Below are 12,351 nucleotides of genomic sequence, written 5' to 3' on the forward strand. Positions count from 1 at the left end.
CGGGCTTTGTTTTATCTGAATTTAATAAACGTTAATGGTGATTGCTTGAGGCCAGATTTTCACGTCGCTTTATTCTTTGTGAGTGTGTTAGTCACGACGAACTTTGGCGTAAATGACGGTGTTACTCAGCTCGCCAGAAGACGCACGCCGAGCATTGCGTAGCTCACCTTCAAACTCATACCCACAGCGCTCAGCAACCGCACGGCTTTTGCGGTTATTCGCATCGGCTAAAATCGCGATTCTTTTCGCGTCCAACGCTTCGAATGCATAGTTTTCAATCGCCGCTACCGCCTCAGAGATATAACCGTAGCCTACCGCGCGATCATCAAGCCAATAGCCAATCTCAAATGCCGGTATCTCTTGATCATGGATCATTAACCCAATGGCACCGAGTAAACGATCGCTTTCCTTGTCGATTAGGTAGTAGCGCAACTCTTCTTCGAAGTTTTCAAAGTTTGCGATGGCTTTCTCTGTCCCTGCAATCATCGCTTCTAAAGTGAGCACGTGAGGTACCCATGGCAGGTAAACTTCAAGCGTTTTTTGGCTACGAACAACGGCCTGATGTGCTTCTTCTGCACGTTCCAAGCAAGCTGGGATGAGCTTTAAACGTTTGGTTTCCATGTCGAATCTCCTAGGCTTTTATACTCCAATCGTCTCGTAATGCAGGATTCAGAGCGTTATCACTAAAAATCATTTAAACAGAAACACTTAGAGACATCTAGCCTTCGCAACAACATTATTCACTTGGTTTGTAAGGGAGAAGCTGAGAGAATTGAGGCGTTATAAACATAAAATGGTTTAATATGAAACTTCTAGTAAGAAACTTAGCTCGTGAGACGACAGAGCAAGACATCCGTACTCTGTTCTCAAACTACGGCAAAGTTGAGCTTTGCACCGTCGTGCTTGATCAAGAGACGGGTTTATCAAAAGGGTTTGGTTTTGTGATCATGCCGGATGAAGCCGAAGCCGTTGCGGCGTTGGAGGCACTAAACCTGTCTTCAGTACATAAGAGCAAGATTCGTGTGAAAGTCGCACAAGACTAGTATTTTTGCCTTTCAAGGTGAAAGATAAAACCAGCTGAGAGGCTGGTTTTTTAGTGCCTTAATTTTGAGAGGTTGCTACGGTTACTTGAGGCGAAAATATTTGCTGGTATACGCAGACTTCTCGTTCTTTTCCCTGCATTTTGATGATGTGATTGTCGATATACGTCATGCCCAACTTTTGAATGACTGATTGGGATTGTCTGTTTTCGACCAAGTGCATCGCTTTTAGGCCCGATAACTCAAAATGTGGTCTGGCAAACTGAATTAAAGCCATTGACGCTTCTTGAGCAAACCCATTCCCCCAATAATCGACGCCAAGCCAATACCCTAATGTGCCGACTCCCTCCGAGATGTTTAGCAGACTAACAGCACCAATTAACGCTTCGTCTTGACGCAGGGTAATAGCATATATGACCCCGCTACGCTTTTGATATACGCCAACATGGCTCTTAATCCAAACTTGTGCCATCGGCTCTTCATAGGGATGAGGAATATTTGCCGTCATATCTGCAATGCTCTTGTCTCCTGCGAGTCGTGCGACTGTTGCGCTGTCTGTCGGATGAAATGGGCGAAGAATAAGCCTTTGTGTCGTGAGCGTTGGTTGAAGCGTCATCGTGCGTCCTTGAGATGAGTCAGTATCGTGGAAATTGCAGATTCACACTGTAAATCAGGCATGTTTAAACAACCAAGTAATGCCTGAATCGAAAATGTGAGTGAAAGCCATATTTAAAACGCCATAAAAATGATCATTGCAGATTGAAATAGCGAGTAGCAACAATTGCTTATGTGTTATGTGTCGTATTATTACACACATAAGCGCGTTCGTTCATAATAATGGTACAAAAGTTGAGGTCTGACCAATGTCTCAATTTTTTGATACTTTCGTCCAATTTTTTGAAGATAGGACACAAAAAATTAAAGGGGCTTTTTTATTGTGGAATTATTTTGAACAAAATATGTCAATTGTCAGTAGTACTGAAAAACAGGGAGAAGAGAAATGCCGGATATATATTGCGCAGCTTGTAGAAAATCAACGCAACATAAAGTGATCATGAAGCGTTGCGAGCCACAGCCCGTTGATTCGTTGACAGGTAAAGTGGTGAGTTTTACACAGCTGATGGCGAAATTTGTATCAGGTGAACACTACTACGAGATGGAACCACAATACTACTGCCGATGCTGTAATCATCGTGCAATTGGAGAAGTGATTCCTCATCCTACCAGGCATACGTCGGCAGCTCTCTAATTCAGAGCGATAGCTATGATTAATAGCTAAACAGGGCGGCTTGCTTGCCCCGCACGCCAGATCTATAAAGGCGTATCACACGCTTTCAAATTTGCGACTCTACGGGAGCCGCTAGATTACTTTTGTTCTTCATACTCGGTTATGGAGAGAGCGGCAGTAATCGCAGCCCTTTCCTTCCTTAGTTATTTTCTAATTATTCTCTGCTGAATTTCACATGCTGTGCATTTGATGGTTTGCAATTGTTTAAGCAACGATTAATGTGATGCTTCCTGAGTGGTTACAAGGATGTGGTTAATGAGTTACCAATTGGACCGGATTGATTTACACATTTTGAGAGTGCTTCATTCAAGAGGCAGAATTCCAGTTGTTGAACTCGCAAAGCAGATCAACTTAACGACCTCGCCGTGTTCTGACCGCGTGAAGCGACTAGAAAAAGAGGGGTATATCAATGGCTACCATGCTGAGCTGAATGCGGAAAAATTAGGGTTGGATGTGCAAGTATTCATCCATATTCGCTTAGACCAAACCAGTTTTTCCATTTTTGAAAAGTTTGCGAAAGCCGTCGAATTGATGCCGGAAATTGAAGAGTGTTATTCGCTCTCTGGGGACTTCGATACCATGATAAAGGTTCGTGTTAAGAGCATGAAAGCGTATCAGGAGTTTATGTCGAGTAAGTTAGGCACGCTTCCAGGCGTAATCCAGACTCGCAGTGAAGTGGTAATTGAAGAACATAAAACAGGATTTGGCGTAAACCCGGAGCTCCTTGGTTAGGCGAGGCTGATGTCTATGACCGCAGCGCTTATGCGTTGAGCCCCGTTATTTAGCGTGGCTTGGCATATTACTTTTTCAAGATCAAAAAAGGAGCCGAAGCTCCTTTTTGATAAATCGGTGAGCGACTATGCGCCGATAAAGGTGCTGATAACACCAATCAAACCACCAAATACGCCACCCCAAACGACTAGCCAGCCAAGGTGTTCTTTAATCATTTTTTGCACCATTTCTTTGACCAGTGCGGGTGTTAACTCGCTCAAGCGCTGATCAATGATGCCTTCAATGTTTTGCTTTATCTCATCCATCATAGCAGGAGATTCGAACTGCTCTTTCAGTGCTTCTTTGATGTTATCGCTCTTGCTCAACTCAATAATGGATTCTTGCATCTTTTCGACGAAAGGCTGCCGCATAGGTTGTAATGCCTCCGCTCCGCCAAACATCGCTAGCATGCCGCCAAATTGAGAGCCTTCGATCACTTCTACCAAAGAGTCAAAGGCTGGGTTTAAATCCACTTTCTCAATCACAGGTTGAAGATCTATGTTTACACCGCCCGCCATTTCTTTGTTCAAGAATCGATCGATGTTCGCTTCGGTAAAGAACTGCTCCATCATCAAGTTTTTGATAGCCAGTTTAAACTCTTCAAATCGCGCGGGGATCACGCCAGAACCGTATAATCCAGGCACTTTTTCAAACAGCATGTGGATGGCAAGCCAGTTAGTGATGGCGCCTGAGAACGCAAACAGCCCCGCATACCAAAGGTAGTCGTTTTGTAATTGATGACCTCCAGCCATCAAAGCGATAGCGAGGACATTCGTTAGCAAACTTTTGTTCATAGTGACCAGTTATATGTGAATATCGGAATAAATAAGTGGGCCTGATTCTATACCTAAGTCACATTGAGATGCTAGGTTTTGCCGTGATGAGTGACCGTGTTGCGAAGGGATAAAAATGGATGTGCAGAAAAACAAAACCCGACAATTACTGTCGGGCCACCGCTTTTTCTTAGAAAAACTAAGATTCTATTTTTAATTTTAGATGCGGTAGATCTTACAACAAAGTTGGCATTTCCATCTTTCTGAGTAGCCGAATAGCTTGTCAGCCCAACTTGGTTTGAGTTGTACGATCTGCATTGAACCACATTTACACATAAGCTAATTACCTTATTGTTAATCTAATAACTAAGCCATCTATTGAGTATAGCTGTTTCTCAAAAAGTGAAATGACAAATGAAGACGGCTCAAAACTCTGTATTGTGTTCATTGCAATGGATACGCAACGAGGCGGTATATTAGCAGAAAAAATGTGAGCTTTATCATGGAGGGTGTTTCATATATGAGAAACTATAATGGCTATATGAGTATAGGGTTATCAATAAAAATGAAAAACGGCGCTTCATGCGCCGTTTTTATTGGGTTTCTCGCTAATTAAGAAACGTGTTGATTTTCTAACTCTTCAGCGATAAATCCGCCAGTTTGATGCGCCCAAAGCTGGGCATAAATACCGTTGTTCGCGATGAGCTCTTGGTGAGAACCTTGCTCAACAATACTGCCTTTATCTAGCACGATGAGGCGATCCATTTGTGCGATGGTCGACAATCGGTGCGCAATCGCAATAACGGTTTTTCCTTGCATTAACTCATTCAAGCTTTCCTGGATGGCTGCTTCGACTTCTGAATCCAGAGCCGATGTTGCTTCATCCAGTACCAACAATGGTGCATCTTTGAGTAGCACACGAGATATTGCGATACGCTGACGTTGGCCGCCAGACAGTTTCACACCACGTTCACCAACTTGCGCATCGTATCCGACATTACCAAATGGGTCGGTCAGAGTTTCAATAAACTCATGGGCATGCGCTTGCTTAGTGGCTTTCAGCAAATCTTCTTCTGTCGCATCTGGGTTGCCATACAAAATATTGTCGCGAATAGAGCGGTGCAGCAGAGAAGTATCTTGGGTCACCATACCGATCTTTGAACGCAAAGAGTCTTGTGTGACTTCAGAGATGTTCTGTCCATCGATCTTAATGCTGCCGTCTTCGACATCGTGGAAACGAAGTAACAAGTTCACCAGAGTTGATTTTCCGGCGCCGGAGCGCCCAACCAAGCCGACTTTCTCTCCTGGTTTGATGTTGAGATCGAGGTGGCTAATCACGCCTTTGTTCTCACCGTAATGGAAGCTGACGTTATCAAAGTGAATGCCACCTTCAGTGACAACTAAGTCTTTTGCGCCTGGTTTATCTTTAATATCAATTGGCTTAGAGAGCGTTTTCATTCCATCGACTACGGTTCCCATATTTTCAAAGAGGGCGCCAACTTCCCACATGATCCACATCGACATACCATTTACGCGTAATGCAAGGCTAACAGCAATCGCAATCGCGCCAACGCTGATGGCACTATCCAACCACAGGTAAATCGATAAAGCAGCAACGGAAAAGACCAAAATATAGTTTGAGATCTCTACAGCAACGTCAAAGCCGGTTACTAGGCGCATTTGACGATAGACCGTATTCAAAAATCCCTTCATGCCTTGCTCAGCATATTGGGTTTCGCGCTGGCTATGAGAAAACAGTTTGACGGTTTGAATATTGGTATAGCTGTCGACGATGCGTCCTGTCATTGTCGAACGTGCATCGGCCTGCGCTGAAGCGACGTCTTTGAGCTTAGGGACAAAATAGATTTGGATAGCGATGTAAGCGAGCAGCCAGACGATCATTGGGATCATCAAACGCCAGTCTGCCGTCGCTAACATAATGATCATGCTGGTGAAGTAAACCGTAACATAAACAAACACATCCATAGCTTTCATGACGGTTTCGCGCACAGCTAATGAGGTTTGCATGACTTTAGTTGCAACTCGGCCTGCAAAATCATCTTGATAGAAGTTTAAGCTTTGATTGAGCAAATACCGGTGTGCAAGCCAGCGGATAGACATTGGATAGTTGCCCAATAATGTTTGGTGAACGAGCAACGAATACACGATCACCAAAATGGGCATGACAACCAACAATAAGGTTCCGTAGAAAATTAAATCTGCTTTATTGTCTTGCAAGAACGTTTCTGGATTGCTGGTGGACAACCAATCAACCAATTGTCCCATCGCGCCAAACAACATAACTTCAACGACAGCAACAATCGTGGCCATCAAAGACATGATGATCAAAGGCTTTTCGTAGCCGCGGGTGTAATAACGTAAAAAAGCGAGCATCCCTGAAGGAGGCTGATCTGGTGTGGATTTGGGGAACGGCTCTGTAAAGCCTTCAAATTGTTTAAACATAACTCATCCTAAAGTTAAAACAGTGCCATTTGGGGTGGCTAAATCCATCGATTCACGTTGCTTTGGACGAAGCCGCGTGTATAAGAGTTTTTGGCTGCTCTCGAGAAAGCAGACGGATTGACGAGAGGGGCGAAAAAATAGTCTAACCGATTGTGTTTTAAATGTAACTAGTTGGTTATGGGTGTGGTTGTCTATGGTTCTGATTCTTATGATGAATTCTTCGCATGTTCATCGCGATGCCATAAAACCTTAAACCTGCATAGTGACAATAAAATTTCGGGAGAAATAAGCTAAGTGCAGTGAAAATCACTTCTAGGTAATTAAATTAATTGTGAAAACAGCAAAACTGAAGTTAACAATAAATTTACAATCTCCTCATTCTAGTGATAAGGAATGTATTGGATGCTATTACACGAATCAGTGACCCAATTTGCTAATGGGAAAGAAGAAAGCACGCAAAGTGCTCAGCGCCAAACCGCAAACTGCGTAGTGATGGTGCCACCGAAAGAGTTTCGTTTTAATGAAGAAACCGCACAAGATAATGAGTTCCAACATAAAGTGTCACTCAGCCAAGAAGAAGTCTCGCGTAGAGTGATGGCCGAGTTCGCGAGTATGGTTGCAACGCTGCGTCAAGAGGGCGTTCAAGTTGTTGAGTTTGATTATCCAGCTTCAGATGTTTCGACGCCAGACGCGGTATTTCCAAACAATTGGTTTAGCACTACGCCAGATGGCACGTTGTACACCTTTCCAATGGCCTGTGAAAACCGTCAAAAAGAAGTGCGTCCCGATGCGCTTGTGGCGGCACTAGCGCAAGCTGGGCGAGAAGTTCATCGACGTAGCAGCCTAACTGAATATCTTGATGAGCAAGCGTATTTAGAAAGCACGGGTGTGATGGTCTTTGACCACTTAAATAAAACGGTCTATGCCGCACTCTCACAACGTTGTGATCGTCTGGTTTTAGAAGATTACGCCGATCGTATTGGCTATGAACGAGTGATCTCTTTCCAAACTCGTTTGCCATCTGGTGCGCCTATTTACCATACCAACGTGATGATGGCCGTGGGTGAGCAGTTCTGCGTGATTTGTGACGAAGTGATCCCAGAATTTGAGCGTCGTTTTGTTCTGAAATCACTCGCCAAAGATAAGCAAGTGATCTCTATTTCGATTGAGCAAATGAACCACTTCTGTGGCAACATTCTTCAGTTGGAAACCATCAATGGAGATAAAGTCATTGCGATGTCGCAATCGGCATACGATGCTTTCTCTCCTGCACAAAGAAATCAACTTGCGACGCACGGTAAATTGCTGCCATTCGATGTTTCTACCATAGAATCTATTGGTGGTGGCTCGGTTCGCTGTATGTTGGGTGAGGTATTTTTGCCTAGTCGACAAGCGGTGTTATAAACAATATTGCGCAGTTTTGCTTGCAAATGCAGGTGACGTTCATTCTCTCCCAAATAATAAAACCGTTAGCCTCGAGGCAGTACGAGACTGACGGTTTCACTTTCTAGCTTCTTCCTAGGATATTCCGAGCTTAACCCATACTCTCGCGCAAAGACTTGATGTCTTTGGATGGTGGCGCACCAAATAAACGGCTGTATTCACGGCTAAATTGAGAAGGGCTTTCGTAACCCACTTTAAACGTAGTCGCCATGGCATCGAGGTTTTCTGTCAGCATTAAACGCCGAGCTTCGCTGAGTCTTAATTTCTTTTGAAATTGCAGTGGCGTCATAGATGTCATAGAACGAAAGTGGGTATAAAACGCCGATTTACTCATGCCACTGTAGGCGGCTAACTCATTGACACTTAACGGCTTTACGAAATTATTCTTCAACCAATCAATGGCCTTCGCGATTTGATGGCTGTGACTTCCTGCAGTCACGATTTGATTAAGACGAGCGCCCTGTTCGGTGATTAACAGTCGATAAAAAATCTCTCGTTTAATAATAGGCGCTAAAATTTTGATGCTTTGTCCTTCATCCAGCACCTCTATTAAACGCAGAAAGGCGTCAAGTAATGGCTCCGACAACTCTCCAACCGCTATGCCTTTTTGTGCTTCTTTGCTTTGATTAAACGTCAGCTCACTATCGACAATAAGTTGAGATATTTCAGTCAGATCCAGCTCCATAATCACCCCTAAATAAGGTTTATCTTCACTGGCTTCAATGATATTGGCGATAATCGGCAAGTCGACAGAGGAGATCAAAAAGTGGTTAGCATCGTAAACAAAGCTATCTTCACCCAACAACACGCGCTTTCTCCCTTGAGCAATTAAGCAAATACTTGGGTTGTGGGTGTAGCTTGTTGGTGGTGTTGGGGTTGCCCAACGACTGAACCTTAATCCTGGAATTTCTGTGTCATATTGGTTCGCGCCATTTGCCCATTTCTCAATGTGCTTGGCAAGCTTTTCTATTGCACTGGCCAGGGTTGACGAAGTGTTTGACGGTACCTCTTGCATAGGTCAGTGCTCTCCTCTGGTTGGCCTCAGGTTCGGTGTTAACGGCATGCGATTTCTGCCTTTGTAGTTAACGCCTCTTCGGAGTCAATTAAGCGACTTCATTAAGCATAGTTATAACAGTTCATTTCTTTAAGTAAAGAATATTGGGCAAGTGTCTATTTCGAGGTTAAGCGATCGAAGATTGATCTTTCTGCTTGATTGTTGAGCGGGCTAATTGTCTTCCATGAGTTTATTCTTTAAAAATCAAATTATTATGTATTTCTGAGTTTTTATTCCGTTTTTTCTAACCGGTCTCAAGTATGGTTGTCTTTTGTATTGGTTTGGAATATTGGGCAAGTATTAGCAATGAATAGGCTAACGGTCATCTATCAAAGCGCAATACAGTGAACCCATGGTTTGGTGAGTTGTAAGTACTCAAGAACACTATTTGGAGTCATGATGAATAACAAAAGCAATACTCAAATCCCTGACGTACTGCAAGCCGGTGTATTTCAAGGTCGAGGCATTTTCGAGTTTGGTGAAAAGAATGAAGCGTATGCGGATTACTTTACCGGTACGAGTTATCTGGCGTTGCTCAATCAGCCTGGTCTTATCGTGGCGAACGTAACGTTTGAACCAGGGTGTCGCAATTTTTGGCATATTCATCATGAAGGTGGGCAGATTCTGTTAGCGACAGGAGGGCGAGGTTGGTATCAAGAATTTGGCCAACCAGCAAAAGAGTTGAATGTTGGCGATGTCGTGCATATCGCGCCAGGTACTAAGCATTGGCATGGCGCAGCTAAAGACAGTTGGTTCTCACATGTAGCAATAGAAATACCGGCTGAAGGCGCAAGTAATGAATGGTGCGAACCAGTCTCTGATCAAGAGTACATGCAACTAAAGTAGCCCGAGCAAGTTTTCAGTGAGAAAAGGGAATCTCGATGAGACAAGCATACCGTTTCAATCAGTGGGTGAGATGCGTTTTGGTGAGTAGTGCCTGGATGTTCCCCTGCATTGTAAACGCAGAAGTTAATAGCGCTGGATTGGAGGAAAATATAGTGAAAATTCGTTTTATTTTCGATGATTGCAGTGTTTTAGGCACATTGAAGAGCAGTGCGAGTACAGACGATTTTGTTCGTCAATTGCCTCTAACATTAGATCTACAAGACTACGCAAATACAGAGAAAATTGCTTACTTACCGAATAAGTTAACTCGCGAAGGCGCACCTTCTGGAACTCAATCAAAAACGGGTGACATCTCTTATTACGCCCCTTGGGGAAATTTAGTTATCTTTTATAAGGACTTTGGTTACGCGTCTGGGCTAATTAAATTAGGTCAAATCGATGATGGTATTCATTGCTTTATTTCGAAAGAAACAAACAGTGTCACGATCGAAAAAGTAAATTAATGACCTAGTTAACAATGTGAATTATTAATGTAGAAATCAGAACGCTAATAAATATATTTCTAGAACTTCTATGGATTAGAACACCGTTACATAATGGAATTTTGATATGAAAGCATTAAACAAATCTGTTAAATCAATATTAATATTGGTGCTCACTATGACAACGCTATGCACAACGAATATCGCTTCAGCATCAGAAATATTCAGTGACAAAGAGCGAGCTATTATTCCTATTTCTGCTTTTACTGCGAGTGGTGAAATAGAAAAACTAACACAAAGCCTTAATGATGGGTTAGACGCAGGCCTAACGGTCAACGAGATAAAAGAACTGCTGGCTCAGTTGTATGCGTATGCTGGATTTCCGCGCAGTTTGAATGGACTAGCAACATTTATGACGGTGTTGGAGGAACGCAAAAGCCGAGGTATTACCGATATCTTAGGGCGAGAATCAAGAGCGTTACCTAACGATAAAACCAGCTTAGAATTTGGCGCTGAAAACCAAACACAACTTGTTGGTGCAGAAGTAAAAGGCGCGCTATTCGATTTTTCTCCGCAAATTGATGAATACCTAAAAGCACATTTGTTTGGTGATATTTTTGAACGCGATGTGCTCACTTGGAAAGAGCGTGAAATTGCTACGATTGCAGCATTAGCAAATATGAACGGTGTTAATAGCCAATTAGCAGCTCACTATAATATCAGTATGAATAACAATGTTTCTATTCAAGAGTTAGAGGAATTTATTGTTGTATTAAGTGAGTGCTGTGGTGAAAGTGTGTCTAACAATGCTCAATCGGTCCTAAAAACAGTTTTGGAAAAATAAATATTATTTGGCCAATCATATCAATTAGAAAGGAATTCGTTTTATGAAAAATAAATCATCATTGCTTATTTGGTCTGTGCTGTTGTCGACGGGATTTATGCTTCCAATCGCTCAAGCAGCCGATGGTAACTCATCTTCGCAGCAAGTTTATCGCTCTGCTGATCAGAAATCGTTTCAAGGACCTGAAAACCTATTTACCGGGAAAGTTAATGTCGAGATGTTGTTTCCTGAAAACGAAGTTGCAAACTACAGCGCCGCCTATGTCACTTTTGATGCAGGAGCTCGAACCGCTTGGCATACTCACCCTGCAGGACAACACATGATCGTCACTTCTGGTACCGCACTTACAGGAACGCGTGATGGGCATGTAATTCGATTTGCTGCTGGTGATAGTGTCTGGTGTCCTCCTGGTATCGACCATTGGCACGGTGCAACACCAAATGCGCCAATGACTCACCTAGTGGTTACGGCGTCAAAAGACGGTGAAAACGTTATCTGGAAAGAGCAAGTCACCGATGGTCAGTATGCAGCAGGACAGTAATAACCAAGGCCACGTTTTTATAGTGAGCGCAGAGCTTTTACTCTGCGTTTTTTATTGTCTTGTTGGGCCAACCAAGCGCATTTCCCAATCCTCGACTTCGCCAGTTTCTAGACGGCGCTCGACCAACTTGCCCCAAGATTCGACTAACGGCAGTTCAGACAGCTTAGTGAGTTCTTCTCTATCTAAACAGCCAGTGAAAACCGCGCCCATGATGCGAGCCAGTGGCCATTCTGGATAAGGTCTTTCACACAGAATAATCTCGTCACCTGCACCGATATCGCCTTCTTCCAATACTCGGAAATACCAGCCTGTTCGAAGCGTGTCTTGCAGTCTTCTCGCCATGTCGTGTTGGTCAAATCGTACGTTAAGTTTCCAACAAGGCATGCGACCTTGCGACACTTCAAGTAGTGTTGAGCCGATACGGATTTTATCTTTCAAGCAAATCGTGGATTCGGTGACGCCCTCGGAGCTGATGTTTTCGCCAAAGCCGCCAGCGGATTGGAAAATAGTTCTTTCGCCTAATTGTTGTTGCCAGATTGGGTAGTGCTCGCTTGGGTAAATATGAAGCGCTTTTTGAATTCCACCATGAAAGCGTGGATCGCCTTGCTCATCACTGATAAAACCAAGCTCTGTTGCGTGCTGGCGCTCGGGCAACACTTGTTTGTTGATTGCGCTTTGCGCTCCATGAGCATAAGGGACAGTTTTCCCTGCTAGCACAGCTTTTACGACGCCGATTTTCTTCATGTAACCTCCTTATTATTTGAATGAGAGATAAAGTGTTTACCTTCATTCGCGATGCGGAGCAT

General features: G+C 43.5%; 14 protein-coding genes. 8 read left to right on the top strand and 6 right to left on the bottom strand.

Features of this window, described 5'->3' with window-relative positions:
* Positions 1–87 precede the first annotated feature (87 nt).
* Positions 88–621, bottom strand: coding sequence for a GNAT family N-acetyltransferase (locus ACZ5ZC_RS03580; RefSeq protein WP_054866771.1), 534 nt, complete (start codon positions 619–621; stop codon positions 88–90).
* Positions 622–803: 182 nt separating this feature from the next.
* Between ACZ5ZC_RS03580 and ACZ5ZC_RS03585 the strand changes: the two genes are divergently transcribed.
* Positions 804–1,043 carry an RNA recognition motif domain-containing protein gene (locus tag ACZ5ZC_RS03585; protein ID WP_005392166.1) on the top strand — a complete coding sequence of 80 codons (240 nt, stop codon included), beginning with the start codon at positions 804–806 and terminating at the stop codon, positions 1,041–1,043.
* A 58-nt stretch (positions 1,044–1,101) separates the two neighbouring features.
* Here ACZ5ZC_RS03585 and ACZ5ZC_RS03590 read toward each other — a convergent pair whose 3' ends face one another.
* A complete protein-coding gene (locus ACZ5ZC_RS03590; RefSeq protein ID WP_193447570.1) occupies positions 1,102–1,656 on the bottom strand; it encodes a GNAT family N-acetyltransferase in 555 nt (184 codons plus the stop codon).
* A 384-nt stretch (positions 1,657–2,040) separates the two neighbouring features.
* On the opposite strand from ACZ5ZC_RS03590, the gene ACZ5ZC_RS03595 reads away from it, so the two are divergent.
* Together ACZ5ZC_RS03595 and ACZ5ZC_RS03600 are read left to right on the top strand one after the other, a co-directional pair.
* Positions 2,041–2,289 (top strand): hypothetical protein, encoded by a 249-nt coding sequence (locus ACZ5ZC_RS03595; protein ID WP_012842405.1) that lies wholly within the window; start codon positions 2,041–2,043, stop codon positions 2,287–2,289.
* A 294-nt stretch (positions 2,290–2,583) separates the two neighbouring features.
* A complete protein-coding gene (locus ACZ5ZC_RS03600) occupies positions 2,584–3,060 on the top strand; it encodes an Lrp/AsnC family transcriptional regulator (RefSeq protein WP_006740877.1) in 477 nt (158 codons plus the stop codon).
* Between the two features lie 125 nt (positions 3,061–3,185).
* Here ACZ5ZC_RS03600 and ACZ5ZC_RS03605 read toward each other — a convergent pair whose 3' ends face one another.
* Both ACZ5ZC_RS03605 and ACZ5ZC_RS03610 read right to left on the bottom strand, forming a co-directional pair.
* The gene (locus ACZ5ZC_RS03605; protein WP_005392172.1) at positions 3,186–3,893 is read right to left on the bottom strand and encodes a DUF445 domain-containing protein; all 708 of its coding nucleotides are present in this window, start codon (positions 3,891–3,893) and stop codon (positions 3,186–3,188) included.
* 591 nt (positions 3,894–4,484) lie between these two features.
* Positions 4,485–6,335: an ABC transporter ATP-binding protein gene (locus ACZ5ZC_RS03610; RefSeq protein ID WP_464931781.1), complete on the bottom strand. Its 1,851-nt coding sequence runs from the start codon at positions 6,333–6,335 to the stop codon at positions 4,485–4,487.
* A gap of 402 nt (positions 6,336–6,737) precedes the next feature.
* On the opposite strand from ACZ5ZC_RS03610, the gene ACZ5ZC_RS03615 reads away from it, so the two are divergent.
* Positions 6,738–7,739 (top strand): arginine deiminase-related protein, encoded by a 1,002-nt coding sequence (locus ACZ5ZC_RS03615; protein ID WP_054866774.1) that lies wholly within the window; start codon positions 6,738–6,740, stop codon positions 7,737–7,739.
* A gap of 130 nt (positions 7,740–7,869) precedes the next feature.
* Here ACZ5ZC_RS03615 and ACZ5ZC_RS03620 read toward each other — a convergent pair whose 3' ends face one another.
* Positions 7,870–8,793 carry an AraC family transcriptional regulator gene (locus ACZ5ZC_RS03620; protein ID WP_054866775.1) on the bottom strand — a complete coding sequence of 308 codons (924 nt, stop codon included), beginning with the start codon at positions 8,791–8,793 and terminating at the stop codon, positions 7,870–7,872.
* A gap of 435 nt (positions 8,794–9,228) precedes the next feature.
* On the opposite strand from ACZ5ZC_RS03620, the gene ACZ5ZC_RS03625 reads away from it, so the two are divergent.
* The 4 genes from ACZ5ZC_RS03625 to ACZ5ZC_RS03640 all read left to right on the top strand — a co-directional run bounded on the left by ACZ5ZC_RS03625 (position 9,229) and on the right by ACZ5ZC_RS03640 (position 11,545).
* On the top strand, positions 9,229–9,678 hold the full coding sequence (locus ACZ5ZC_RS03625; RefSeq protein ID WP_081442386.1) for a cupin domain-containing protein: 450 nt from the start codon (positions 9,229–9,231) through the stop codon (positions 9,676–9,678).
* A gap of 152 nt (positions 9,679–9,830) precedes the next feature.
* On the top strand, positions 9,831–10,181 hold the full coding sequence (locus tag ACZ5ZC_RS03630) for a cyclophilin-like fold protein (RefSeq protein ID WP_464931782.1): 351 nt from the start codon (positions 9,831–9,833) through the stop codon (positions 10,179–10,181).
* Positions 10,182–10,287: 106 nt separating this feature from the next.
* On the top strand, positions 10,288–11,004 hold the full coding sequence (locus ACZ5ZC_RS03635) for a carboxymuconolactone decarboxylase family protein (RefSeq protein WP_054866777.1): 717 nt from the start codon (positions 10,288–10,290) through the stop codon (positions 11,002–11,004).
* Between the two features lie 43 nt (positions 11,005–11,047).
* A complete protein-coding gene (locus ACZ5ZC_RS03640; protein ID WP_054866778.1) occupies positions 11,048–11,545 on the top strand; it encodes a (R)-mandelonitrile lyase in 498 nt (165 codons plus the stop codon).
* A gap of 51 nt (positions 11,546–11,596) precedes the next feature.
* Here the strand turns inward: ACZ5ZC_RS03640 and ACZ5ZC_RS03645 are convergent, their stop codons facing one another.
* Complete coding sequence (locus ACZ5ZC_RS03645; RefSeq protein WP_048625480.1) at positions 11,597–12,289, bottom strand: MOSC domain-containing protein; 693 nt, start codon at positions 12,287–12,289, stop codon at positions 11,597–11,599.
* Positions 12,290–12,351 lie beyond the last annotated feature (62 nt).

The sequence above is a fragment of the Vibrio sp. JCM 18905 genome (assembly GCF_055393305.1).

What these genes read in the sequence shown, in the direction of transcription:
- ACZ5ZC_RS03600 (WP_006740877.1), top strand. Translation starts at nt 2,584, where the DNA reads ATGAGTTACCAATTGGACCGGATTGATTTACACATTTTGAGAGTGCTT.
- ACZ5ZC_RS03645 (WP_048625480.1), bottom strand. Translation starts at nt 12,289, where the DNA reads ATGAAGAAAATCGGCGTCGTAAAAGCTGTGCTAGCAGGGAAAACTGTC.
- ACZ5ZC_RS03595 (WP_012842405.1), top strand. Translation starts at nt 2,041, where the DNA reads ATGCCGGATATATATTGCGCAGCTTGTAGAAAATCAACGCAACATAAA.
- ACZ5ZC_RS03625 (WP_081442386.1), top strand. Translation starts at nt 9,229, where the DNA reads ATGATGAATAACAAAAGCAATACTCAAATCCCTGACGTACTGCAAGCC.
- ACZ5ZC_RS03620 (WP_054866775.1), bottom strand. Translation starts at nt 8,793, where the DNA reads ATGCAAGAGGTACCGTCAAACACTTCGTCAACCCTGGCCAGTGCAATA.
- ACZ5ZC_RS03585 (WP_005392166.1), top strand. Translation starts at nt 804, where the DNA reads ATGAAACTTCTAGTAAGAAACTTAGCTCGTGAGACGACAGAGCAAGAC.
- ACZ5ZC_RS03640 (WP_054866778.1), top strand. Translation starts at nt 11,048, where the DNA reads ATGAAAAATAAATCATCATTGCTTATTTGGTCTGTGCTGTTGTCGACG.
- ACZ5ZC_RS03580 (WP_054866771.1), bottom strand. Translation starts at nt 621, where the DNA reads ATGGAAACCAAACGTTTAAAGCTCATCCCAGCTTGCTTGGAACGTGCA.
- ACZ5ZC_RS03590 (WP_193447570.1), bottom strand. Translation starts at nt 1,656, where the DNA reads ATGACGCTTCAACCAACGCTCACGACACAAAGGCTTATTCTTCGCCCA.
- ACZ5ZC_RS03605 (WP_005392172.1), bottom strand. Translation starts at nt 3,893, where the DNA reads ATGAACAAAAGTTTGCTAACGAATGTCCTCGCTATCGCTTTGATGGCT.
- ACZ5ZC_RS03615 (WP_054866774.1), top strand. Translation starts at nt 6,738, where the DNA reads ATGCTATTACACGAATCAGTGACCCAATTTGCTAATGGGAAAGAAGAA.
- ACZ5ZC_RS03635 (WP_054866777.1), top strand. Translation starts at nt 10,288, where the DNA reads ATGAAAGCATTAAACAAATCTGTTAAATCAATATTAATATTGGTGCTC.
- ACZ5ZC_RS03610 (WP_464931781.1), bottom strand. Translation starts at nt 6,335, where the DNA reads ATGTTTAAACAATTTGAAGGCTTTACAGAGCCGTTCCCCAAATCCACA.